The sequence below is a fragment of the Halobacillus amylolyticus genome (genome assembly GCF_022921115.1).
In the GTDB taxonomy this organism is placed as follows: domain Bacteria; phylum Bacillota; class Bacilli; order Bacillales; family Halobacillaceae; genus Halobacillus_A; species Halobacillus_A amylolyticus.
This window is the reverse complement of sequence record NZ_CP095075.1, coordinates 81,317-105,322: the sequence shown is the minus strand read 5'-3', so window position 1 is coordinate 105,322 and position 24,006 is coordinate 81,317. Positions and strand designations below refer to the sequence as shown.

At 38.7% G+C, this 24,006-nt stretch carries 29 protein-coding genes; 2 read left to right on the top strand and 27 right to left on the bottom strand.

Annotated elements, in window-relative coordinates:
• From MUO15_RS00565 to MUO15_RS00500, 16 genes are all read right to left on the bottom strand, one after another.
• Complete coding sequence (locus MUO15_RS00565) at positions 1-738, bottom strand: hypothetical protein (protein ID WP_245032608.1); 738 nt, start codon at positions 736-738, stop codon at positions 1-3.
• 18 nt (positions 739-756) lie between these two features.
• The gene (locus MUO15_RS00560) at positions 757-1,278 is read right to left on the bottom strand and encodes a TlpA family protein disulfide reductase (protein ID WP_245032606.1); all 522 of its coding nucleotides are present in this window, start codon (positions 1,276-1,278) and stop codon (positions 757-759) included.
• Positions 1,279-1,304: 26 nt separating this feature from the next.
• Positions 1,305-1,418 (bottom strand): CcmD family protein, encoded by a 114-nt coding sequence (locus MUO15_RS22040; RefSeq protein WP_396266288.1) that lies wholly within the window; start codon positions 1,416-1,418, stop codon positions 1,305-1,307.
• A 23-nt stretch (positions 1,419-1,441) separates the two neighbouring features.
• On the bottom strand, positions 1,442-2,119 hold the full coding sequence (locus MUO15_RS00555; protein ID WP_245032604.1) for a cytochrome c biogenesis protein: 678 nt from the start codon (positions 2,117-2,119) through the stop codon (positions 1,442-1,444).
• A gap of 1 nt (position 2,120) precedes the next feature.
• Complete coding sequence (locus MUO15_RS00550; RefSeq protein ID WP_245032602.1) at positions 2,121-2,798, bottom strand: heme exporter protein CcmB; 678 nt, start codon at positions 2,796-2,798, stop codon at positions 2,121-2,123.
• A complete protein-coding gene (locus tag MUO15_RS00545) occupies positions 2,785-3,459 on the bottom strand; it encodes an ABC transporter ATP-binding protein (RefSeq protein ID WP_245035778.1) in 675 nt (224 codons plus the stop codon). Before MUO15_RS00545 ends, MUO15_RS00550 begins: the two co-directional genes overlap by 14 nt.
• Positions 3,371-4,444 (bottom strand): hypothetical protein, encoded by a 1,074-nt coding sequence (locus MUO15_RS00540; protein WP_245032601.1) that lies wholly within the window; start codon positions 4,442-4,444, stop codon positions 3,371-3,373. Before MUO15_RS00540 ends, MUO15_RS00545 begins: the two co-directional genes overlap by 89 nt.
• Positions 4,434-4,787 carry a c-type cytochrome biogenesis protein CcmI gene (gene ccmI, locus MUO15_RS00535; protein WP_245032600.1) on the bottom strand — a complete coding sequence of 118 codons (354 nt, stop codon included), beginning with the start codon at positions 4,785-4,787 and terminating at the stop codon, positions 4,434-4,436. Before ccmI ends, MUO15_RS00540 begins: the two co-directional genes overlap by 11 nt.
• A 16-nt stretch (positions 4,788-4,803) precedes the next feature.
• Positions 4,804-5,304 carry a cytochrome c-type biogenesis protein gene (locus MUO15_RS00530; RefSeq protein ID WP_245032598.1) on the bottom strand — a complete coding sequence of 167 codons (501 nt, stop codon included), beginning with the start codon at positions 5,302-5,304 and terminating at the stop codon, positions 4,804-4,806.
• Positions 5,288-7,285, bottom strand: a complete 1,998-nt coding sequence (locus MUO15_RS00525; RefSeq protein WP_245032596.1) for a heme lyase CcmF/NrfE family subunit — start codon at positions 7,283-7,285, stop codon at positions 5,288-5,290. The genes MUO15_RS00530 and MUO15_RS00525 overlap by 17 nt, the downstream gene beginning before the upstream one ends.
• Positions 7,273-7,749, bottom strand: coding sequence for a cytochrome c maturation protein CcmE (locus MUO15_RS00520; protein ID WP_245032594.1), 477 nt, complete (start codon positions 7,747-7,749; stop codon positions 7,273-7,275). The genes MUO15_RS00525 and MUO15_RS00520 overlap by 13 nt, the downstream gene beginning before the upstream one ends.
• Before the next feature lie 234 nt (positions 7,750-7,983).
• Entirely contained in the window at positions 7,984-8,139 is a 156-nt protein-coding gene (locus MUO15_RS22035; protein WP_396266286.1) for an SHOCT domain-containing protein, read from the bottom strand.
• A gap of 65 nt (positions 8,140-8,204) precedes the next feature.
• The gene (locus MUO15_RS00515; RefSeq protein WP_245032592.1) at positions 8,205-9,038 is read right to left on the bottom strand and encodes a sulfurtransferase; all 834 of its coding nucleotides are present in this window, start codon (positions 9,036-9,038) and stop codon (positions 8,205-8,207) included.
• Between the two features lie 235 nt (positions 9,039-9,273).
• A complete protein-coding gene (locus MUO15_RS00510; RefSeq protein ID WP_245032591.1) occupies positions 9,274-10,077 on the bottom strand; it encodes an RnfABCDGE type electron transport complex subunit D in 804 nt (267 codons plus the stop codon).
• Complete coding sequence (locus MUO15_RS00505; RefSeq protein WP_245035776.1) at positions 10,068-10,625, bottom strand: peroxiredoxin family protein; 558 nt, start codon at positions 10,623-10,625, stop codon at positions 10,068-10,070. The genes MUO15_RS00510 and MUO15_RS00505 overlap by 10 nt, the downstream gene beginning before the upstream one ends.
• A 324-nt stretch (positions 10,626-10,949) precedes the next feature.
• Entirely contained in the window at positions 10,950-11,264 is a 315-nt protein-coding gene (locus tag MUO15_RS00500) for a DUF2933 domain-containing protein (RefSeq protein ID WP_245032589.1), read from the bottom strand.
• A gap of 370 nt (positions 11,265-11,634) precedes the next feature.
• Here MUO15_RS00500 and MUO15_RS00495 point away from each other — a divergent pair, with 370 nt between their 5' ends.
• Positions 11,635-11,832 carry a hypothetical protein gene (locus tag MUO15_RS00495; protein ID WP_245032587.1) on the top strand — a complete coding sequence of 66 codons (198 nt, stop codon included), beginning with the start codon at positions 11,635-11,637 and terminating at the stop codon, positions 11,830-11,832.
• Positions 11,833-12,084: 252 nt separating this feature from the next.
• Here the strand turns inward: MUO15_RS00495 and lgt are convergent, their stop codons facing one another.
• From lgt to MUO15_RS00455, 8 genes are all read right to left on the bottom strand, one after another.
• The gene (lgt, locus tag MUO15_RS00490; RefSeq protein ID WP_245032585.1) at positions 12,085-12,912 is read right to left on the bottom strand and encodes a prolipoprotein diacylglyceryl transferase; all 828 of its coding nucleotides are present in this window, start codon (positions 12,910-12,912) and stop codon (positions 12,085-12,087) included.
• A gap of 133 nt (positions 12,913-13,045) precedes the next feature.
• Complete coding sequence (locus tag MUO15_RS00485; RefSeq protein WP_245032583.1) at positions 13,046-13,981, bottom strand: cytochrome c oxidase assembly protein; 936 nt, start codon at positions 13,979-13,981, stop codon at positions 13,046-13,048.
• 147 nt (positions 13,982-14,128) lie between these two features.
• Positions 14,129-14,725 carry a class I SAM-dependent methyltransferase gene (locus MUO15_RS00480; RefSeq protein ID WP_245032581.1) on the bottom strand — a complete coding sequence of 199 codons (597 nt, stop codon included), beginning with the start codon at positions 14,723-14,725 and terminating at the stop codon, positions 14,129-14,131.
• An 88-nt stretch (positions 14,726-14,813) separates the two neighbouring features.
• Positions 14,814-15,071 (bottom strand): hypothetical protein, encoded by a 258-nt coding sequence (locus tag MUO15_RS00475; protein WP_245032579.1) that lies wholly within the window; start codon positions 15,069-15,071, stop codon positions 14,814-14,816.
• Between the two features lie 205 nt (positions 15,072-15,276).
• The gene (locus MUO15_RS00470; protein WP_245032577.1) at positions 15,277-15,471 is read right to left on the bottom strand and encodes an SHOCT domain-containing protein; all 195 of its coding nucleotides are present in this window, start codon (positions 15,469-15,471) and stop codon (positions 15,277-15,279) included.
• Positions 15,472-15,700: 229 nt separating this feature from the next.
• Positions 15,701-17,089, bottom strand: a complete 1,389-nt coding sequence (locus MUO15_RS00465) for a sensor histidine kinase (protein WP_245032576.1) — start codon at positions 17,087-17,089, stop codon at positions 15,701-15,703.
• A gap of 1 nt (position 17,090) precedes the next feature.
• A complete protein-coding gene (locus tag MUO15_RS00460) occupies positions 17,091-17,789 on the bottom strand; it encodes a response regulator transcription factor (RefSeq protein WP_245032574.1) in 699 nt (232 codons plus the stop codon).
• A gap of 540 nt (positions 17,790-18,329) precedes the next feature.
• A complete protein-coding gene (locus MUO15_RS00455; RefSeq protein ID WP_245032572.1) occupies positions 18,330-19,436 on the bottom strand; it encodes a multicopper oxidase family protein in 1,107 nt (368 codons plus the stop codon).
• Between the two features lie 195 nt (positions 19,437-19,631).
• Here MUO15_RS00455 and MUO15_RS00450 point away from each other — a divergent pair, with 195 nt between their 5' ends.
• Entirely contained in the window at positions 19,632-20,402 is a 771-nt protein-coding gene (locus MUO15_RS00450) for a YwmB family TATA-box binding protein (RefSeq protein ID WP_245032570.1), read from the top strand.
• Between the two features lie 74 nt (positions 20,403-20,476).
• Here MUO15_RS00450 and MUO15_RS00445 read toward each other — a convergent pair whose 3' ends face one another.
• The 3 genes from MUO15_RS00445 to MUO15_RS00435 form a co-directional block, all read right to left on the bottom strand.
• Positions 20,477-21,205, bottom strand: coding sequence for an urease accessory protein UreH domain-containing protein (locus MUO15_RS00445; protein WP_245032568.1), 729 nt, complete (start codon positions 21,203-21,205; stop codon positions 20,477-20,479).
• Between the two features lie 67 nt (positions 21,206-21,272).
• Complete coding sequence (locus MUO15_RS00440; RefSeq protein WP_245032566.1) at positions 21,273-22,442, bottom strand: D-alanyl-D-alanine carboxypeptidase family protein; 1,170 nt, start codon at positions 22,440-22,442, stop codon at positions 21,273-21,275.
• Between the two features lie 5 nt (positions 22,443-22,447).
• Positions 22,448-23,914, bottom strand: a complete 1,467-nt coding sequence (locus MUO15_RS00435) for a UDP-N-acetylmuramoyl-L-alanyl-D-glutamate--2,6-diaminopimelate ligase (protein WP_245032564.1) — start codon at positions 23,912-23,914, stop codon at positions 22,448-22,450.
• Positions 23,915-24,006 lie beyond the last annotated feature (92 nt).

The following is a 24,006-nucleotide window of genomic DNA, read 5'->3' as shown; positions in this document are numbered from 1 at the left end:
TTATTTTTGATAAAGAAAAAAGAGATTTAATGCAATTATGATAAGAGAAAATCCGAAAAATACTTTAAGCGATTTCCTCGTGGAATGTTTCCTTAAAAAAGTATCCAGCTTAAAACCGTAACTCATTATACTGAATATCCAAACAGGCACAAAAGATGTAAAAGCAAATAAAAAAGAAATGAACCAACTATTGGCTACAGATTCGTTAGCTAACCATGGGGTGTATAGTCGTAAAAGGTTGATGACACCATGATCCATAAAAAGAGAGAGTACGAAACCTATTAATCCCCCCTTTAAGAATGGGTAGTTCCCTATTTTTACTTTTTTCTTTTTTGCTATTTTGCGGAAACTTATAATATGTGCTAAAAGGGATATCCCTAATAACAAAAAAACTGGGACACTTAAAGGCCTTATGTTCTCAAAAAAAGAAGTGACCCACGTACTCTCTGACCATAAAATAAGGCTTACTGCCAAGTAAACACTTACCAATTTACCCGTAAAGAAACCAATAACCGTTTTCCACCAATTAATCCGGTGAACCATTTCGCTAGAGATATAAGTAACAGCACCTAAGTGAGCAGCAATCTGACTAGGATAGGTACTTACTATAACTCCTAACAATACAGCACCTAGAAACGGTTCCCCCTCATAACCATTATGGGAGTTATATAACTCCCATAACGGATCTGTTAAAAAATTAAACAGTTCAACAAGTTGATTAAATAAGCTTATATTCATGAATATCCCTCAAATGATTTATTTCAACGGTGTCTTTCTATACTTGTTTACTGTTTCAACCACAAATTCCGTCGTCATGGGCCCAACATGATGATAACGGATAATTCCTTTCTCATCGATGAAAAAGGTTTCGGGTTGTCCTCTGACCCCATACGGCTTCGCCATAGAGTCGTTATAATCTAGAAGATAGGTTGACGTAGAGTTAAACTCTTCAATATGTTCTTGGACGCTCACCTTCGGTTCTGCTCGATCGAGGAACAACAATTTTGCCTGATCTCCGTACTGTTCCTCAAAGTCTTGCAGTTCCGGTGCTTCCTCTCTACAAGGTGGACACCAGGATGCAAAAAAATTCAAAACGACAAACTGCCCTTGATAATCCGATAAGCTAACCATATTTCCATCCATATCTTCCAGAGTAAATTCAGGTGCAGGGTCCCCTATCTCAGCCGCAGTTGAGTTCTGACCTAAATTAATTGCTACATAAGTAAATCCCGCTAAAATGGCGATAAGAGAAGTGATCCGTATAATCTTCCTAAGCATGTTCCCTCCCCTTTCTTAAAAAGTTTTCACTGTAACTCGTCTAACTTACGTGAAACTTTCTTTTGTTGGCTGTATAGTCGACCCATATAGAATAAAATACCAATCCATAGTATGATTACACCTACAAACAAATAAGTCATAGTTATACCGTCCTTTTTCCAGGTTATTTTTTTAGTTCTTTTATCTTTTCTCGTTGGTCTTCAAGTACATAGCGATAAAGCAGCAAGGTTACGAAGAGAAACAAAAATGCAAAGATACTAAAGAATAGTGTTTGAGCCATTTCTGGTGGCATGTGTACGCCTTCTTTATCAATGACCTTTGGATGGATGGTTCTCCACCACTTCACCGAAAAATAAACTAATGGTACATCAATAAACCCTATAATTCCAAAAATAGCTGAAAACTTACGATAGCGTTCTTCTCCTTGAACAGAAGTTCGAATCATCAAGTAAGCAACATAAATAAACCACATGATTAAAGATGTAACCAACCGTGGATCATCCCATACCCACCAGGCGTTCCAAACGGGTCTTGCCCAAAGGGAACCAGAGATAAGTACAAATGTCGTAAAAACAACCCCAATTTCTGCCGATGATAACGCCAAGTAATCCCACTTTTTATTTTTTGTATATAAGTACATAAGACCAGCTGCAAATACAATCGCAAACGCAGCAAAGGCGACAAAGGCGCTTGGAACATGGAAATACATAATCCGTTGGATATGCCCCATAAATTTCTCTGTCGGAGCATAGTAAAACGCCATATATAATTGGATAACCATTAAAATTCCTGCTACTACAGTTAAAGATAACTTCATTTGATTTACATATTTTTTTATCATCCTAAACCTCCAGCAAAAGATCAAATAAGAATAAAGGGACAATGGTGAAAATAAGATTATAACCGATTAATAACAAGATCCATAAGCCTTCTCCCATACCAAGTGTCGGGTATAGTGCCATTTCCGTTAACTGGATAATTGCTAAAAATAAAGGTACAGCTAATGGGAAAATCATAATCGGCACAAGCAACTCAGTGACACTGCTTGATTGTGCTAGAGTAGTGAAAAAAACACCTATTGCTACGAAACCCCAGCTTCCTAATAGAAGTGTAGCTATCAACAATCCAATGGAGTCGGGGTATGGTTGCTTTAAAAATAAAAAGAAAATGGGTACAGAAGTCATGATTACAATAAAAACGAGCAAATAATTTCCTATTAGCTTCCCTAAGAATAGCGCCCCTTTGTCCATGGGAGACACCAACAGACCTGTAATAGCTCCGTTTTCTCTTTCTGCTGAACCATACTTGCTAAAACCAAGCATAGCTGATAGCAAGACAGGCAGCCACAAAACACCTGGGGAAACCATTTGAAGCGCCTGTGTTTTAGCATCGAATACAATCTGGAGAAACACCTGAAATAATAATGCAAAAACAACCATTGATAGCAAAAGCGACTTACTTCTAAACTCGATCCGTAAATCACGTGTTATTATTAAAGAAACTTGTCTAAGAAATATCATGTTGATTCTCCTTAAACAAGGCGTTATATAGATTTGTAAAACGAAGATAGCCTTCCCTGGTACACTTCTCCTCTAATACAATTCTTCCCTTATGCATAAGAAGCGCCCGGTCACACAGTTTCCACGCATGTTCAGTATCATGGCTAACCAAAATATAGCTCGTACCCTTTTTGTGCATTTGCTGTAAAAGGTCCTCGAGTACCTGTTTTGAAACCAAATCAAGTCCATCAAAGGGTTCGTCTAAAAGAAAGTATGTCGGATAGTGAACGAGGGCCCTTGCTATAGATAACCGTTGTTTCATACCTTTAGAGTAGGAACTTACGAGTTCATGTTGAACTTGTGATAGTTCTACCTGCTCCAAAACTTGAGAAATTCCATCTTTGTCAACCTTCCCGTACAACTTCTGGTAAAATTGCAGGTTTTCATATCCGGTTAGCCCATCATATAGAAATGTTTCCGGAAACACTATCCCTAGCGATTCCTTCCATTGTCTTATCGAAATACCGACAGGGTATTTTATATTACCCGAACTGGGCTTGACCAAGGTAGACAGCACTTTAAGTAAGGAGGATTTACCTGCCCCATTGGCCCCTATTAACGCGATAGACTCCCCTTGTCTCCAATGAAGGTTGATTGATCGTAGCACGTTTTTTTCGTTCATTAATAAATTGACATTTTGTAATTCCATTATCCCTGGGACCCTTGTTCAATTCCATTGTCACTCGAACAAGATGTTCCCTTGTTTTTTCCTTTGTCTTTTCGTACGTTCCCTCTGTTATTAGGTTGGACTGGTAATCTCTTTCCAACTGAATGATTTCTTCAAACAGCATTTCCTTTTCATCCACAAGCCATGATCGTTTTACTTTTCTATGATCCCCAGTTGTTTTTAGTAAGTCTCGCTTTAAGCCTATTAAGGCGGCTGCAAGTGCGACAATAATAATGACAATAGTAAAAGCAGCCTTTCCATAGCCAAAACCGTCATTTCCGATAATTTTCAATCCGTCTTCCGTATATTTTGCTCCTGGTTTATTTGCATTGTTCTGTTCCCCCTCTTCTGAAGGTGACTGTGTAGATGTTTTCAATAATCGGAAGGAAAGCGTCCATGGTTCACCTGGGTGAACATCTACATGAGTGAAGCGCCGGAATTCTTTACCGTTCATTTCAAATAGTTCAGACTGTGGCAGCAGCTCGCTTGCTGTAAATGATAAAACGCCCGTTTGAATAGCAACCTGAACCTTCTCTGTTACATAGGATTGTTCAATTGCAAATTGGGAAGAGCTATTGAACATGGGCATCTTATAAAAAACAACGAGTTGTTTTTCTTTTCCACCATCAAGACCGGTCTTATCAATGATTCCTTTTGCTGTTTTCTCGATATTTTCCTCTGTTAATCCTTCTCCAAGCTGTAAATCAGCATAATCTTCCGGGAGATAAATGGGTAGTTTTTCTTCTTTTTGCTTTCCGTTATTTTTAAAACTCATACTTTGAACAACTTGGATGGTGTTTTCATCGACTGGGAAGACGACCATGGTCTGATTGGTTATCCGAACAGGATACTTACTATCTGCAAACGCTTGGGATGGATAAATCATAAAAGAAAATATAGCCATGATGACAAGGATATAGGGAAATTGTTTAACTTTCATAACGGCCCTCCGTCTTGGGTTCCAACCCGTTTTTCTTTAAACGAATTCTTATTTGATGATCTACCTCTGCTTGTGTTTGTTCTAATCTGCTTTCCGTTGGTTGAACAAACTTTGTAGCTTTAGCGGTTAACTCACTTTTTGATTTGTTAAAATCCGTTTCAGAAAGCTTCCCCATCTGAAAGTCATATTCTAAATCAGCCAACTGAGAAAAAATATATTCTTTCTCCTGGTCGCCACTTCCTTGATCCCTGAAGATCTGGTTTTCAGACCTTTTGGATAAAAAAGGAGAAAGGAGAATCATTAATATGACTACTCCTAATATGATAATAATCGTTGTTGGCATTCGTACTCTCCCCTTCCTATAACCAGTTCTTTAATTCTTCCTGAACCTTTAATTCATCCTCTTTTGTAAATGCTGGTTGGGAACGATTTTCTTCTTCTGCATCATTGGGTTTCTTTTTCACCCACCGATAAATAAGGATTGCAACAAGTACACCACCCAATACCATAACTATTCCCGGAAGAAGCCAGGGGATTAGATGGAGCCCTTCTGCAGCTGGGGCAGCTAAGATACGTTCACCATATTTTTGGACCAAATGATCGATAACTTGTCCCTTGTTCATGCCCTGTTCAAGCAAGCCCTGAATTTCCCCCCGAACTTCGTAAGCACTAGATCGCTGGCAGTAATCAGCCGTCCGCGAGTCTGTACAACCCGGTGGATGGATTTCTTTTGCCACGTTCAATACCTCACTTCTTGTCACAGACAATTTATCCTCAAGCGCAAGACCTTGTCGTGGAAAAATGGTTATAAACAAGATCGTGGTTAAATATAGATAGAACCTTTTAAGTTTTACTGCCATTTTGTATCGACTCCATTTTCAACCGAGGGATGTCTCTTACTCTACGGGATCTTTCTGGCCATAAAGCGATTAAGGAACCAAGAATTAATAGGTATCCACCAAACCATGTCCAAGAAATAAGAGGGAAAATCTTTACTTGAATAATGGCTTTCCCACTTTCTTCAACCCAACCATTTAGAACGACATAGAGGTCTTCCTTTAAGGTGCTGACGACCGAAACTTCAGTTGCCGGTTGGTTTCCATTCGTGTAGTACTCCTTACTAGGACGAATCACACCCATTTCTTTACCATCTTTCTCAACAAGAAACTCTGCATATACGATTCGCTTCAAGTCCGTTGTTGTCTCTCCTAGCCCTCGATACTCTAGAGTGTACTTGCCAACGTCCATTTTTTCTCCTGTATTTAGACCCCGCTGTAAATCTACAGAAAAAGCACTAGCCCCTGTTAGTCCAATCACAATAAAAACAATTGAAAGGTGCGCAATATAGCCACCATATCTCCTTCTGTTTTTTACAAATAACATAAGAAAAGAACGGATAAGACCTTCGCCAGTTGCTTTCATCCTTGCTTGAACAGCGTTAGAAAACTCAAGTATGATGGTCATCATTACAAATAAAGCACTACTAATCGATAAAACAGCCATCCAGTTATTAATACCTATAGCTATTAATGCGACCGCTATGATGAATGTAATGACAAGGGGGACCCCTAGATTATACTTCAACGCCTTTAGACTGGATCGCTTCCAAGCTAGAACAGGGCCGATACCCATGGCTAGAATTAACGCAATAAATATCGGAACATTCACACGGTTGAAGTAGGGGGCGCCAACCATCACTTTTGAACCTGTGACCACTTCCGAAAGTACCGGATAGACGGTACCCAAAAACACTGTAAAAGCTGATACGACGAGTAAAAGATTATTCAACAAGAAACCGCTTTCTCTTGAAACGGGTGACTCAAATTGACCATCTCCTTTTAATAGGGACCAACGTGATGAAATCAAGGCTAGTGAACCAACTAGTAATAGCCCAATAAACCCTAAGAAGTAGGCTCCAATCGGACCGTTCGCAAAAGCATGAATCGACCAAAGTAGACCACTACGCGTTAGAAAGGTTCCAAATATAGTAAGAAGGAACGTCGTAGTCACAAGCGATATATTCCATCTTTTCATCATTCCTTTTCTTTCCTGGATCATCGCTGAATGAAGAAAAGCTGTACCTGTCAACCAAGGTAGTAAAGAAGCATTTTCTACGGGATCCCAGGCCCAGAACCCTCCCCATCCTAATTCAACGTAAGCCCACTGAGAACCATAAATAATTCCGATACTTAAAAATAACCACGAGACTAATGTCCAGCGTCTAGTTACTTTTAGCCAAGTAGCATCAACCTTTTTCAACATTAAAGCTGCCATGCCATAAGCAAACGGAATAGCAAACCCGATATACCCCAAATAAAGCGTAACCGGATGTACGGCCATTCCCGGATTTTGTAGCAGTGGATTTAATCCATTTCCTTCATTTACTTCCTCCGGATTTAAGGCAAATGGGAATTCAATCGTATTGAGGATAAGAACAAAAAACAAATTGATGACCAATAAAAACGTAGATACCCATGGTAAGTATTGATCGCTTTCTCTATGTTTGGACCACGTGACTAGTGCGGTATAAATACTGAGGATCCATAACCAAAGTAATAGGGAACCAGCATTCCCTCCCCAAAATGCAGAAATTTTGTAAAAGAGCGCCATGTCTGTACTTGAGTAATGGGCAACATACTCATAGTCAAAATTTCCGATAATTAATAAGTAAATCAGAGATCCAGATGCCAGCGTTGTGAGTCCTGCTAGTATCAGTACGGAATTTTTCGCACTCCGCAGCCACTTTCCACTACCGGTTCGTATCGCTATTAAATGCGAAATTAGACCGTAAGAAACAATTATCAGTGCAAATATAAGGGCCCAGCGGCCTATTTCTCCCATTCCTCGTAACCACCTTTTTGTGTTTTTTCTGATTCAGGATGACTAGGTGGAGGTTCTTGCCCTTCTTTCTCCATCGCTTCATATTTCGAAGGACATTTCACTAACAATTCGGAAGCAACTAATGTACCATCTTCTGTTAGCTCACCCTCCACAATGGCCTCCCAACCATCATTTAATGTGTCGGGTTTAACTCCTTCATACTTGATAGGGACGCGATAAGTGCCCCCATTTTCTCCACGTAACTCAAATGTTAGCAGGATCTTATCTGCATCAAATTGAACCGACTCCCCGACAATCTTTCCGCTAACCTTGATAGGCTTTCCGATCGCCTGTTCTTGTTTGGCCTTCAGCTCGTCCACTGTCATATAAAATGTAGCAGCATTTCCGATGCTGGTATAAATCAGCATCCCTATTACACCAAAGAAAAGACTTGCTACGAGAATTAATTTCCATCGTCTTTTCACATCATCACCTCGTCTTCGTAGTTTTTTCATTCCTTTTTTCTACATGGACAAAATCCCCATTTAGAAAATGAAGTAGGTTTCCCTATCAGCTTAACCTTATTGGATTATAGTCAAAAAATATGTATTTTTTATGAGGAAAGCCAAACATTTTCATACTTCAAATGATTGACAGATATAATTCGCTTGTATAAGACAAAACCCAGCGCCTTCATAAAGCCGCTGGGTTTTGTCTTACTATTCTTCTAAAACTGCTTTTATTCGGAGATACTCATCTATAGTGATCTCACCGTTTGCTAGACGAATTTTTAATTGATCAATGGGAGTTAAATTTGAAGACTTTGCGCTTGTTTCTTTTTTAGATTCTTTTGAGGAACCATCCCATGCTATCACTCACCTTAATTTATTTTCACATTATCATGTACCATCGAAAACCATCCAATACCTAAAAGAAGGGCTTACCGTTCAACAGGCACGCCGACCATACTGCCCCACTCTGTCCAAGAACCATCGTAATTACGGACATTTCTATAGCCGAGTAATTCGTGCAACACGAACCATGTATGTGCAGACCGTTCTCCAATACGACAATAAGTGATGACTTCTTTATCAGGGGTTACACCTTTATCAGCATAGATATCTCTCAATTCCTCCGTTGATTTGAAAGTACCATCATCGTTTGTTGCCGTCTTCCAAGGAATGTTAACCGCACCAGGAATATGGCCACCGCGTTGTGCGGTTTCCGTCATACCCGGGGGAGCGATGATCTCACCTGTAAACTCTTGAGGGCTTCGAACGTCGATAAATGCTGTTGCACTCTTGAGTGCACCAACTACGTCTGGACGTAGCGCGCGAATGGACGGATGAACCTCTTTTGGTAACGGATAGTTAACTCCTTCAACACTGAAATTTTCCTCTGTATAGGAGCGTCCTTCCTTTTCCCATTTTACGCGCCCACCATTAATAAGCTTCACCTTTTCGTGACCAAACATCTTCAACTGCCAATAAGCAAACGCAGCGAACCAGTTATTGTTGTCCCCGTATAGCACAATGAGTGTGTCAGGGGTAATACCCGACTGCTCGAGCAATTCCTTCATTTGGTCTTGATCTAAAATGTCACGGCGAATCTGATCGTTCAACTGTGTCGACCAATTCCAGGCAATCGCCCCTTCGATGTGGCCGGACTCATAAGCCCTATTGTTTACATCTACTTCAACAAGCTGTACATTTGAATCACTTTTGTGATCATCCGCCCACTGCGTTGAAACAAGAGTCTCGTTACATCTCTCCATACGTCTCATCCCTTTCTTTTCTCCAGATTATTCAACTATATGATGACATCCCACCAGAGGGGTATGAATGTCCAGAAAGTTATCCTATTAACTTTCTATTCATAGACTGACAGAAAAATTTGGTGAAAGTGTGAAGCCTCCTAATTTTATATAAAGATAGTGAAATGGATTAACCTTTTCATGGCTTTAAACCCCTATTCAATCACACTGATATACAATCATTTCTTTCACGTTTTCAATTCGTCTTAACAGGGGCTTGCTTTCCTTTAGACATGCTAAGGTCACGGACCCACTTCCAAAGGAACTGCCCTAAACATATGATAGCTAAACTAATGAACAAAGCGCTATGGATGTTCAGGTGGATCATGACCTGAGAAGTCAAAGCGATAGAAGATCCAAAGTAGATCTGTTTCTTTACGTCCTTTGGGGATGTCTTTGGATCAGTGATCATGTTAAATGTAAAAACAAATAATCCGGCCCACATAAAAGAGCTAAAACTTGCATTCAAAGCATCAGTCCAAATTATGTGGCGTATCCACTGAATTCCCACAAAGCTAAAAAAGAACGATAATACGAGTGGTAAACGGTGGACCTTATGAACCAAATACAGTCCTCCTAAAGACATCACAGCAAGAATCCAAAGATAGAATCCCCATTGGACAGGGTCTGTGGAGGTTGTAAGTGGAAACAGAACGGCAATCATCGAAATTCCGATGTTGGAAGGGTTAAAAATATGACTCTCCCGGTACCGAAGCAAATGTTTGAAGCCGATGGCCACAAGCGAAGCCATTATAAACGGAATAACCGTATCCGCCCGTAACACCAAAACGATACCAAGACTGGTGATTACCGCACTGTGCGGCCACATGACCGTTCCATTTTTCAAATATACAAAAAACCATTCCAACAAGATACATACAGTTAGCGTCACAACCATTTGTATAACTGTGAATTGAAATTGCAATAACATTTTTCCGGTTAACGCATACGTACCAAGGAGCATAATCTGCATGATACGCGGGTCTCGAATCACTCCCATACCTTTTGTAACTCCTCATTAACCGATTCGATAGGGACATACATTTCTTGTGGAGAAACTTCATACCAACGTACAATCCCTTCCTGATCGATGACAAAAATCGAGTGGGTATCTACCGGACCCATGTCCATCCCACCAGGCACATCAGTCACACCATAGGGTTTCCCTACCTTCTGATTCGGGTCATATAATACAGGGATTTGAATGTTATATTTTTGTACAACCTGTTTAGACATCCTAAGCGGATCTGTGGTAATGGCTAGGATTTTCGTATTGTGCTTCGCGTATTTTCCAACTTTTTCATTCAGCCCAACGAGCTGATCCACACAGGCTTGTCAGCCATTTCCTTCATAAAAGTATATGACCACGTTTTTTCCTTGGTAATCAGCTAAGGAGATGGGTCCCCGGGTCGATTCCAAAGTAAAATTGGGGGCGTCAGTCCCTACCGGAACCCCAGCTTTATCGGTATTGGTGGTTTGTTTCCCCTGAATGAATCCTAATACTGTTAGAATTAATATTAAACCGACAATACCTGATAACCAGAGCATCCAACGTTTCCCTTGCCCTTTTCGACTTTTATTCTGTTTCATAACCTGACTTCCTTTCTAATAAATGTTGTCAATTGGTTTTATCCAATAAACCTATGTAAACTCGCAATTGGAGCACTCTGATTTAAACAAAAAAATGTGAAGTTTTTATAAGTTAGTTGTATTTCCCATAATTTTTCCATGAGGTATCTTAGACATAGAAAAGCTGATCCAACTTACATAAACCTTCTTTCTACAAAATGAGTCATTACAATTCATCAAAACGAAAAGGCGAGTAGGCTATGCCCCGCCTATCGCCTAAGCCATGTTAATCCCATAAGCCATTTACGATACTTCCGTATTCGTCTTTTTTTCTTGCCCTTCTTTTATTCCGACTACATTTTTTGAGGGAGATTCTTTCGATGACTGGATTTCTTTCATGTCATTCATGTCCTGCATCAATTTTTGGTTTTCTGCGATCAATTCAGCCATTTGGATTTGGAGAGATTGAACATCCTGCTGAGAAACTTCCGGCTGTATTCCCGCGCTTTTTGTTTCCTTACCTTTTCCACCCTTGTCTTTGTTACCACTAAACATCCCTCTCATACAGAACAACATCATCAACGGACAGGCTAACAAGATAAGTAGCTCCCAACTCATCTGCCTTACACCCCCTTTAATTTAAGTGTTTTTAGTATAGGTAATAAATGTGATAAAAGTTTGAGGAATTCAGATATAATGATTTAATTTATAAAAAATTAAAATCACCAGTTCTATTATAGAACTGGTGATATCTTTTTATTGTGCTAAATAGGCCCCACGAATCAGCACATCCCCTGTAGAGGCTTATACGTTGGTACAATATTCGGGCTAACACCTTCTCCGTGTACAACCCCGGTGGTATTAGCCATGTTGCTAATACAGCAGTGACGGTCTCTACCATCCTGGGAGGCATATAGTAAAAAGCACACGTTTCAGCAGCAACTTCATATCATAATGGCAAGGTCCCAATTATAGGAGTGAGAAAAAATTGTATCATCAATACCCATATTACAATCCTTATTACACAGGGCGAACGGAAATGAATATGCCGATGATGGAAATGGACAAAATGGAACAAATGAAACAAATGATGATGGAACATATGCAGACAACCAAGCAAATCGAACAAAAAGTGGATATGATAGATAAACGACTAAAGAGAATGGAAGGAATGATGAAGCTTTAGTCATGTGGCTATCGTAATTCTTGCAACGTTAATCCACATTAATAAACCTTTTGTTGAAAAATTTCCTACAGGAGTAAGCAAAACAATCTGTTCTCCATCCAAATTGCTTAACCTCTTTCAGTTGACCATTACTACGTAATATCTTTTTATTGTAATTAATAAAAAACGAGCAATGGCTATATAACTAACCACTGCTCGTTTTTCTAGATCCTAACTGTCTGTCTAATGATATCAGGAATGTTTTGCTATTTGTCACCCTTGTACTCCGTAATAAAGAAGTAAAGAAAAAACCATAATGGATATCACAAATAATCCAGTTTTGATATATTCACTTTTTTCAATTGGATTACCCTTATCGGCTGATTCACTTCCCTTACGGTATCTGATAAGGAAAATGGCAACAGTAATACCTATTAAACTCATGATATGACTTACACTAAAAGGACCAATAACCATAGGGTTTATTCTAGCAAATTCCACGATACCACGAATAGTCATATATCCAATCAGATAATGCAGGAAGACCTGACCATTATAGGAAGTCACTTTCAATCGTAACCATAAATAACCGAACAGGAGATAGTCTAATAAAAACTCATACGCTTGAGCAGGATGCAACAGTTCCCCATTTATCTCCATCCCCCAAGGAAGAGCACTAGAAATTGGACCGCCAAATACGTCACACCCAATCCTACTTATCCCTTGTGCCAAAATTAACGATGGTGCAACGAGATCCAGTGTTCTCCAGATTGGCAACTTATGACGCTTTAATAATAAATAACCGACCAATAATCCACCTATAATCCCACCGTGAATGGATAGTCCGCCATTTTGGATAAAAAATACTTGTATAGGGTTGGCCAAATAATATGAAGGATTATACACGACTATATAAACAATCCGTGCTCCTATGATGCCACCTATTAATGAATACAGAACAATGTCCGTTAGTAAGTTGTGATTTAAATTTCTTCGTTTGGCTTCCCTTATAAATAACAAAAGGCCTACCAACGCACCAAGGGCTATCATCAAACCAAAAAAGTGGATCGTAATAGGACCAAAACTAAATAGGGGTTTCATCTGAAATTCCTCTTTTCATAAATGTTTTACATGTTAATTTTTAACCACTCAGATAAGGAGCCACATCTATTATTACTAGGTTTTCTCGCTAGTGTCCTGCCTTTTTAATTACAGTAATCAAATAACCTAAATGTCACTCTACTATTACACTTGGATAATCATCAACTTGCGCATCCTTCGCTCTCTCCAATCTTGCCCATTTAAAGAAGACATAGGCTATCGCGGTCCCATAGGAAAACTCCTGAACGACCTTCATAATGATTCCCCCTAATCGCTGATCCTGCAGATCAGTAAACCATGGGAAAAGTTGGGGTGCTTCAGATATGGAAGGATACATTACATCACCCCCAAAGATAATTAAGGCACAGGCTGGTGTAATTAACATTCCATTCGCAAACATATAACCAATTTTCTTTATATAGGACATTTCGTTAATCTTATCTTCCGGTGCAAAAACCTGAATCCACATTAAAAAGGCAGATGTAGTTAAGACAAGATGCAAGATTTCCAATAAAATAAAGTGCTCCAAAAAATATTCGTATAGTGAGGGTAAGTGGTAAAAGGACCAAAGTACGTTAAATAACAGTAAATTAAACAAAGGAGATTTTAAAATACGTAAGAACCTTGGTTTGGATAACTTTTCATCCAAAAGTTGATAAAATTCCGGTGGCATACCTAATAAAATGAGAGGAGGCATGACGATATACATAAAAGACTGCTGAAGCATATGCGCGCTAAATAAAAGGTTATTGGATAAGATAGCAAGAGGGCCTGCTAGTGAAATATAAATTGTAAATAAACCCAGGATAAAACATACTTTTTTCTTAAGATTACGCTCTCCTAAACGTGTATTTGATATTTTACGCATTGTTCGAAGATAAACAATGTAGACCACTATTAAGGAAAAAAGTAAGGTTGGATTCAATATCTCGAACCATGTGTACTGTTGAAATAAATTTCCCTTTCCATTTGCTCTTACTTCTGGGTTGTGAGCAAATGTTTGAATCGGTAAAAAGGCAAATAAGAATAGTGTTAAGCCTAATATTTTAAGATGATTTTTTACTTTCATGTTTGTAACCCCCTTGTTTTGATTTTTTCTAACTTACACATCGTCAATATGGGAAAATATATGTAAAAACATAAGCTTAGTTGGCTTCTCCCTATCTGTAGGACAGAGGTTGCTACTACACCCCTTTTATGTGGAAGGTTACTGATGTCATTGTGTGTTGTTTGAACATTCTATAGCTAAAAAAAGCCCTCTATATAGAGAATCGACTCTTGAAATCGATACATTCATACTTTTTAATAACCCTAAAGTATCTCGATTTAAGTGACATCCATCACACATCCGTAGCCATATAGGAGTTAATCCATCTTGCATTCTCCCTAGTAGTGGATGGTCCATCCTTACATGTTCAAAAAGGAATAAGCTCGCTTCCGGTTTACTGACCCTCTGGATTTCTTTGATAGCCTGTACAGGGTCTGGAATCGTACAAAACACAAGCGTTGCTACTACGGAGTCAAATGTATTATCGTCAAATGGAAGTTTTTCCGCCTGGACTGAGTAGGTTTGAATTCTCACTCGGGATTGTTTTATACGTTTAAGTGATTGTTTCCTCATCAAAGGGTTTGGTTCGATTGCATCTACCCGTGTTGCCTTCTTATAGTGAGGAAAATTCACACCTGTACCTGAGCCGATTTCTAGTACTCTCCCCGTTGCTTCGTTTACAAGTGTTTTTCTAACCTTTTTGAACGTGGCCTGTTCAAAAGGGGTCATTGCTATATCATAAATTCGCGGAAACCATTTTCCCATTTCGATTCACCTCTGTATATCTATCACCTATAGATTAAAATAAGGCCTCACAGAATGAGGCCTTATCCATAAATAGGGGGTTAAAAACTCACTTATTTCCTTTGCCATCTTCCTGGGATTCCATAAAGTTGCCACAGGTCCTCATCATCTTTTGTCCCTCTGGTGAATTCATGGCTTCCATCATTTGAGACATGTTTCCATTTTCCATCATGTTCGTCATACCGTTCCCATTCATCATGCTGCCCGTTTTGTCACTTTCTGATTCTTCAGCTAATACACCTTGTCCTACAACCAATACCGCCGCCAAGGAAAGCGACAAAAGAAAAGGTACTGTTTTTAGTTTCATGGTTTTTTCCTCCTTTCTTTCTATACAGTTTTAGTGTAAACAAAGATTTTGTTGATTTTGTGAGGATTAATAAATAGTTCCACATTTTATTGAAACCCGATTTCTACCTTATGTTTAGAGTTTCCATATTTACTTAGGTTGGAATATTACAATAAAGGGTGAACTTATACACATTTGTCATACTTATGAATGGAATGCATATAAACTATCTTTCTAATGTGTTCTTTTTCTCCTCATATTCCTGTTCACTAATCTCACCTTTTGCATATCTTTCCTTGAGGATTTGCATTGATGGATCTTCTTTTCTTTCAAATGACTTTGTTATTAATTGAATAACCCCATAAATAATGAATCCTATAATAATAATCCATAAAATCATACTAATTGGGCCCATCATCATATACCTTCACCTCCATTTAAGTTATATTATTTATCCTTTCTTTTCTTTAGAAACAAGAGATATATAATCCCTATAATCAAAATCGGTAGGCCCATCCACAGACAAAGCTGTATGAACGTTTTCAGATAGGTCTCTATTGATTCAGTCCCCCACATCACTGTGGAGGAAACGGTTAGGCAAATCAAGCCTATTAAAATCAGCAGTGCTGCTATTAACCATTCTATTTTTTTCATGTTGCCTCCTTACCAGCTACTGGGAAACGTAGCTCAAATCTCGTTCCTGTACCCACCTGGCTACTCACTGAGATCTCCCCATGCTGGAGTTCAACCAAATTCTTTACAATAGCCAATCCTAAACCTGTTCCCCCCAGATCTCGCGACCTAGACTTTTCGACACGGTGGAAACGTTCAAAAATGAGGGGAAGTTCTCCCTCTGGAATTCCAACACCCGTATCCTCAATAATCACATGTACATGATCTTCTTCATGCCAAACATCAACATGAATGGATCCTTTTTTCGTATACCGAAGGGCATTAGCTAACAGGTTGGTGAAGATTTGTTCCATACGGATGCCATCAGCCTCTATATCAGGGACACCATTGTCTATTTGGCCTTTTAATGTTAATCCTTTTTTCTCTATTTCTATTTTAACTTTAAAAAAGGATGTTTCTAAAACCTCTGCAAGGTTGAGGTTCGACATTTGAAGTTCTATTTTCCCTTCTTCCATTTTTGACAATTCAAACAAGTCATTGATTAGCCTAACCATCCGATCTGTTTCATTCTCAATAATGTTAAGATACTGCAACCTTTCCTGCTCCGTTTGATAAAGACCTTGCTTCAACACCTGGGAATATCCCTTTAGGTACGATATGGGGGTGCGTAATTCATGTGATACGTTGGCAAAAAATTCTCTTCGATTACTTCGATATCGATTCGTTTCAAATGCAAGATCATTAATCGCTTTCCCTAATGAACCTAATTCATCGCCAGAAGAAATATCCACCCTTGTATCCAAATTCCCTTTTGAAATTTCCCGAGTCGCTTGTTCCATTTCCAATAATGGGTCTGACATTTTTTTGGATAGTACAAATGTAAATCCAAGGGCTAAAAATAGCGCACCTACAGCCGACAATAGTAGCAAATCTCTAATTTTACCAACAGGTTCTTGAATATCGTTTATAGGAGCCAAGACAAAGAAAACGCCCTTAAACGTATTCGATTGAATAATGGGATGGCCAGACCCGAGGTAACTACTCCCTCTATTTGAATTATCAAATCTTTTTTGGAGGGGCTTCCCTCCTGATAATTGTTTGATGTCTTCTTTAGATAGAGTGGGATTCTGGACACCAGAGTTAACGATGACTTTTCCATCTGGATCTATAATTAAAATTTCTTTATTCGTTAAATCAGCAAGTGTTTTAAACATACTGGTAAAATCCTCGTCTTCAAGCGAAGTGATTGTAAGTGCAAACTTATGAGAAAGGTCTTCGATATCTTCTTGAACTTGACTATAATAAAAATTGGTGAATATTTGGTTGGCAACATATCCTAATGGCAGTAACACAATTAGAAACAATGCCATAATGGTCCCGCCAAGTTTTAGAACAACTTTATTCATCTTACTTCCAATCCTCTGAAATATTAAATTTGTAACCTACACCCCAAACCGTCTTTATAGGATTATAAGATAGTCCTATCTTTCGTAGCTTTTCCCTTATATTTTTCACATGTGTATCGATGGCTCGTAAATCGCGAAATTCACCTGGAGACCAAATGCTGTCTAATAAAATTTCTCGAGTAAACACTCGCTTCTGTTGGCTAGCGATTAAATAAAGAATATCAAACTCTTTTGGAGTTAGTTCAACTGGAGATTCCAAAACCTTAACTTCTCTACTCTCCCCATTAATTGATAAGTTTTCAAAATATAACAGAGTATCGTGAGTTTCCTCATTAATTTTCTGGCGGCGAAGTAAGGCTTTGACTCGAGCAACTAATTCCTCAGAAGCAAAGGGCTTAACCAAGTAGTCGTCCGCTCCAAGATTTAGACCATGCACGCGATCCTTAATATCATTTCGAGCCGTCAACATTAGAATAGGCATTTGTTTAGTTTGGCGTATGGTTGAACAAACTTCCCACCCATCAATATCTGGAAGCATGATATCCAAAACCATTAAATCATAAGGACTTTGCTGAGCCATTTGTATGGCTTCGTTACCATCTTTGGCTTCATCAATTTGATATTTCTCTTTAGACAAATAGATCTTAACTAAATTCCTCATGTTCCATTCATCATCAACCACAAGGATTCTATAATCCACTCTACACCCCTCATTTGTTTTTAAAGGTCATATTAAATTTAAATATTTTAACATGCCTTTTGATTTTCTCTCAATTGTAACAACAATACCTAGATTCTCCACTTACGAGGCATTTAGATCATCTGTGCACCCCAGTAATATATTGTCTCTTCACTGGCGTCCTTTTCTTTACTATGAACAAGAACTTAAAATGGTATTAGGATTAAGCCGCAATTAACGATAAGATGCACATCCCTCATTAATATCTTTTATATTCCCCAGTCTAGTTGATTTTTATAGGACATTTACTAGTGTACACAAAAATTTTGAGGAATTTATGTGGCTAGTTCAACAAACGCTAACAAATTGAAAGTCACACAGGAGAACGGAGAGGATATATGGTTGAAATAGTTATAAATTAATGAATAAGGAAAAGTACAAATCACTAATTGGTGATTTGTACTTTTCGAATTCTCCTATCTATTTACTTCCTTAATCGCACTCAAGTACATTAACGTCAAATGAGCAATACTATGATTGTCGGTTCTGTTATATCAATTATTATTCAGTAACTTCAATGATGGTGAACATACCGCCTGTTTCACCATTAGCATTCATGGTGTGGTGAGGTTTGTGACAATGGATCGGCCATTTGCCAAGGTTTTCAGCAGTGAACTCAACATCCCATGTTTCCCCTGGTGCAACATTGATGGTGTTTTTTTCAAGTTGTGCTGCTTTGCTAATACGATTGCCATCCGCCGCAACGACTTTAAAATCATCACCGTGCATATGCATCGGGTGAGAATTGCCACTTAGGTTTGTAAATCGAATACGAACGGTCTCACCTTTTGTAACCTTGATCGATTCCGTTGAAGGGTAAGATTTGCCGTTAATCGTAAACATGTTAGGCTCCATTCCCATAGGATTAATCTCATATACCCCTGATTTGTTTTCATCAGTCTTCATACTCTCACCGTCATGATTATCACCGCTGTTTCCTTGCTCCATATTCATGTCATTCCCGGTGTTCATATCCATGGATCCATGACCACCAGCACCTTTTAGAGTCCATTCCTGCAACATCATGACAATATCTCTATCCACTTGTTGATTTTGCTTTTTAGGTTGAATGACAAAAGACCCCGCTAAGCCCATTAATTCCTGCTTAGACACATTTGTATGCGAATGGTACATGTACGTACCGGATTGCTCCAACTGAAATTTGTAAGTGTAAGATTCACCCGGTTTAATCTTCGGCGAATCCTGTACCATAGGCACGCCATCCATATCATTTGGGACCTCAAGTCCATGCCAGTGTATAGATGTTGCTTCAGGTAGATTGTTGTTAACGGTGATTTCTACTGTGTCACCTTCTTTGGCAACCAGTGTTGGGCCAGGGCTGCTGCCATTGTAGCCCCAAGCTTTTGCCTTAAAGCCATCGGTGAACTTTTGAGTCACTGGTTCGGCAGTTAACTCATACTGCTTAACCCCATTTACCTTTTCCCCATTCATCGTTTCCAAGCCAGGTGATTCAATGTCTGCGTTTTTGGCCTTTGATCCACTTGAAGAATCGGATTGAGCTTCTGATGGGATAGCCCATTGATTAAAAGCAAATATAGCTCCTAACATCACTGTCGTTGCTAGAATAGTGAACCATTTCTTATTCATACTTTTCACTCTCCTAAATGATTGTTACTCAATAGTATTCTATCAGGCATTTATCGAGAAATTATGCATTTCTAATATGATTATCTACCACACACCCATTTCTATATATAGGTATTTCCCTATTAATCTAGTTTACGATGTATAAAACGGTCTTTCTCTGTTTATCCTTATTTGTAGAACAGGGGGAAAGAAACGATGAGAAATCGATGGTTTATAATAAATAAGAATTTATCTATTTTAGGGATTGTGGTAGCCGTTGTTCTTTATTTTGCCTTCACCATAACTCCAACCTATTCGTCAAGTAGTGGCCCATCGAACCTAATCAACTCAGTAGAGAACAGGGGTGGGTTTACTAAGTATAAGATTGCTCACGGGAGTATGGTACCTCGTTCCATCAATAAAGAAGATTTTCTGTCAAGGGGAGAGGAGTTACAGGAATCATTCTCTGTCACGTTCTCCCAAGTTAGTCATCCTGGTGACCACCAAGTGATGGAGTTTATTGGTGAAAAGCCTTTGTCCAAAACGAGCAAACTTCAGATGAAATGGGTGGGAACAACTGAAGGAGAAGATGCCAAATCCTATGAGGCCTTTCTTTTAATAAAAGTAACAGGGAGAGATGGCAACAAGGATATATTTCTAACGGATTGGGAGTATCTTAAGAATCGACTACAAGTCGCTGGGATTGCACCATCACTTAACTTCACCCTTCAAAAGAAGTTGAGTCAAGTAATGAGCCAAAACGAACAAAGCAATTATTTGGAAGAGATTTTTGAGGATTTGGACGGAGCAGTTAGAGGTAAATATAAAGATGACAGCCAAATCATTCTTGAAGGTTATTCATCCCGTCTAGATAATGAAATTATGAGCGATGGCCAAATGATTAACCTGCAAGTATCTATTAAAGCGGATCAAACAACAAAGAAAACGATCGTGGAAATCGGCTCCCCGCTGCTCATCCTTGATTAAGTCGAGTGCTAAAAACGGAGTCGCCCCAGTTTAGTACTAGGGCGACAGACACTTTCTTTGTCAGGAAAAATTGCTCACCAATAAGTTAAGGTATCCAATAGACCAATGATGATTAAGATCCAACCAGCTATTCGCTGAACAACGGATCCGATTTTCCGACCTTGTTTCATAAACTTTCCGCCTAATTCAAAATACCAAATGATAAAGATGGAAAGTAATAGCGGTATAGATGTTCCAATCGCAAAAACGGGTGGTAAAATTACTCCGTAAGAGGTAGATAAAACAACAGGCATAAGGGTCATAAAAAACAAAATAAACATGGTCGGGCAAAAAGCTAAAGTAAAACTAACCCCCATTAAAAAGCTTCCGATCTTACTGTCCTTCACATATCGCTCGGGGATTTTTCCCAAATTAACACTCCAACGCATCTTAAAAAAACCTGCCATGAAAAGCCCTATTAAAACCAAAACAGGTCCAATTAGCTTTCTTATCACAGGGATAAATAATGTGAAGTTTGCCTGGAACTCTTTACCAAGCAACCAAACCACGAGACCTAGGCCAGAGAACACCACAAGCTTTCCTAATACAAAAAGAGATACATGCATCCAAGGAACATTCTTTTGCAATGAACGGTTACCATATATCGTAATGGCACCTATATTCCCTGTAAATTGACAAGGGGCGACCGCACCTACTAAACCTAGGAGAAAAGCTGATAGGAAAGGAATGCCCTCCCATTGATTAGCTAAGTTGAAAAAGGGTTGACTGAAAAAATTGCTGATGTTACTGAAGAATTGGTACATGAGCTCCCCCCAAATAAACAAAATATTAAATACAAAAGAAAAAAGAGATGTGATTTTCCTTTAAGTGTTAAGTATTACGGAAGTGTCTATAGAATAATCCAAGGATACTCAAAACAATGCTTAGGACAACAAACAATAGTTTCGGCAAGTGAGCGACAATGGCTGGGTCTGCATCTACGTTCTTAGGAGCTGCTGCAGTTTGAACATCCATAGATTTTCTGTTTTTGACCTGATCTAACTGAAACGAAGTTTGTACAGTCCCGTCTTGGTTGTCAATTTCTAGTGTTCCATCCTTTTTGATTTCCTTACTCACTTTCTCATTTATGCGATGGGTAAAGAATAACCTCTCAGATGCTTTATACTTTTTCCCATCAACTGAAAATGTTGCTCCTTTAGAAATACTCAATGTCTTAAACTGTTCAAAACCATAGTTTAATAGCTTAATCGTGTCGTTATAAGCTACCGTTTGCGAACCGCTGTTTAAGGTAATGAGAACTACACTTAAATCCTGTTTTTCTGCTGTGGTTGCCAAAGTAAATCCTGATTGATCTACATAACCTGTTTTTCCTCCTGTAATCCATTCATAACCCTTCTGTCTCATTAATTTATGGTGGGTATAAAGCGTCGTATCCCAGCCTTCTCCGTTCCACTTTAATTCTTCGGTTCCAAATATTCGCCTAAAAACTTCATTCTTCATGGCATACTGGGTTATTTTTGCTAAATCTTCAGCTGTGGTAACATGCTCAGGATCAAAGAGGCCATGTGGATTTTCAAAGTTAGTATTTTGAACACCGATCACATTTTTCAAATATTTAGTCAAATCCGAAGAAAAACGTTCCACACTTCCACTTAAGTGTTCCGCAACTGCTACACCCGCATCATTTCCGGAGTTAATCAATAAACCTTGAATAAGCTTTTTTAATGGGACTTGTTCCCCTTCTTCTAAATAAACCCTTGTGCCTATAGTGTTTCTTGCCTTCTCACTAACCGTTATAACTTCCTCTAGATTACCGGTTTCTATCGCATAGATAGCTGTTGCAACTTTAGTTAAACTAGCTGGATACATTTCTTTATATGGTTTTTTTTCATAAAGTACGGTCCCGGTTTTTGAATCAATCATGATGGCAGCTTCACTACGTATGGTCGGTGGGGAAATATCAGATTGAGCTAGGGCCTCTGAGGTAAATAACGTATTTACTACGACAACAGTTATTATTAACCATATCATTTTCTTCATGTTCTCTACTCCAATAACTGTCTTTTCGTATTGTTTAGGTACATGATTGTATCCTTATCAGATTCAGTGGGCAGATGGTAATTTTGTTGATACTGTTCATGCCCTTTCCCGGTAATAACAATCCAGTCTCCTGGAATGCTCTGATCCAATGCCTGTTTTATGGCTATCGTTCGATCCGCAACAACCATCCCCTTCTCATTCCCAAAGGTATCGTTTAAGTATTTGAGCGTTCCTACCATTTCCTTGTGAGAAACAGCGTTTAAATCATCTACCGTTAGAATATAGTGGTCACTTAATTCAGAGGTAATTGACAGCATTTCTTGTCTCTTCGTTGAATCCCTATCTCCTCTAAATCCAAAAATATGGAGGACTCTTTTGGCACCGCAAAGCCTTGCTGTTCGTAAGCAGTGAAAAATAGCATCTGGTGTATGAGCATAGTCGACCACGACCATAGATCCATTATCTTGTTGGGAAACTTCAAATCGACCATCCACTCCTGTAAACCCATAGATAGAATTTAGAATACACTCCTCGCCTAGTTTTAAATGTTTGGCCGTGGCATAGGCCATTGCCACATTGTACATGTTATGAACCCCGGACATCGGAGAACAGATATGGATCAATTCGTTATTCTCTTTAACCGTTATTGTAGAACTTTCCAAATTAAAATTTAGTAATCTTAGATCACTACTTTCAACTTCACCGATAGCATAAATCCTCTTCCCTTTATCCTGTAACATCATAGATAATTTTTCTCCCCAAGAACTATCCGTGTTTACTATGGCCTGTCCATCATCCTGTAACTTATCAAATAACAAAGCTTTCGCATGAAAGTACTCCTCCATGGAAGTATGATAATCGAGATGATCATGGTAGAGGTTTGTAAATAGGCAATAATCAAACTTCAATCCTTCCACACGATGTTGCGTTAAAGCATGGGATGAGACTTCCATAATAGCGACTTCGTCATTACTATTTGACAATAGTTCATGTATTACAAGTGAACCAGGCGTGGTATTAACACATTGAGTAACTTCGCCATTAATCACGTTTTGTATGGTTCCAATCATTGAACAAGATATTCCATTTGCTTCTAATACGTGTCTCAGTAAATAACTTGTAGTCGTTTTTCCATTCGTACCGGTCACCCCAATCAACAACTTGTCTTTGGAAGGGGAACCATAAAATTTATTAGCTATAATTCCTAAAGCCCTCCTACTACTTTTCACTCTTATATAAGGTACTAGGGAATCAGTAATATCTTCCTCACCTACGACAGCACAAGCCCCTTTTTGAATAGCTTGGCCAATAAATGAATGACCGTCTGTATTAAAGCCTTTTATAGCAACAAATATAAAATTTTTCTCAACATCCAACGAACTATCTGCTATGCCTTGGACGCTTATATCTTTTATCATACTTTTATCTTCAGTTTCTGTCTCAAGTTCCTCTATCAGATGCAGTAATTTCATTAGCTATACTCCTCTTAAAAACAATTAACTCTCCCCTAAATTTAAATCTTTTCTGTGCAGAAACTGTGTAGGAGAGTGTAAAATATTTTGTG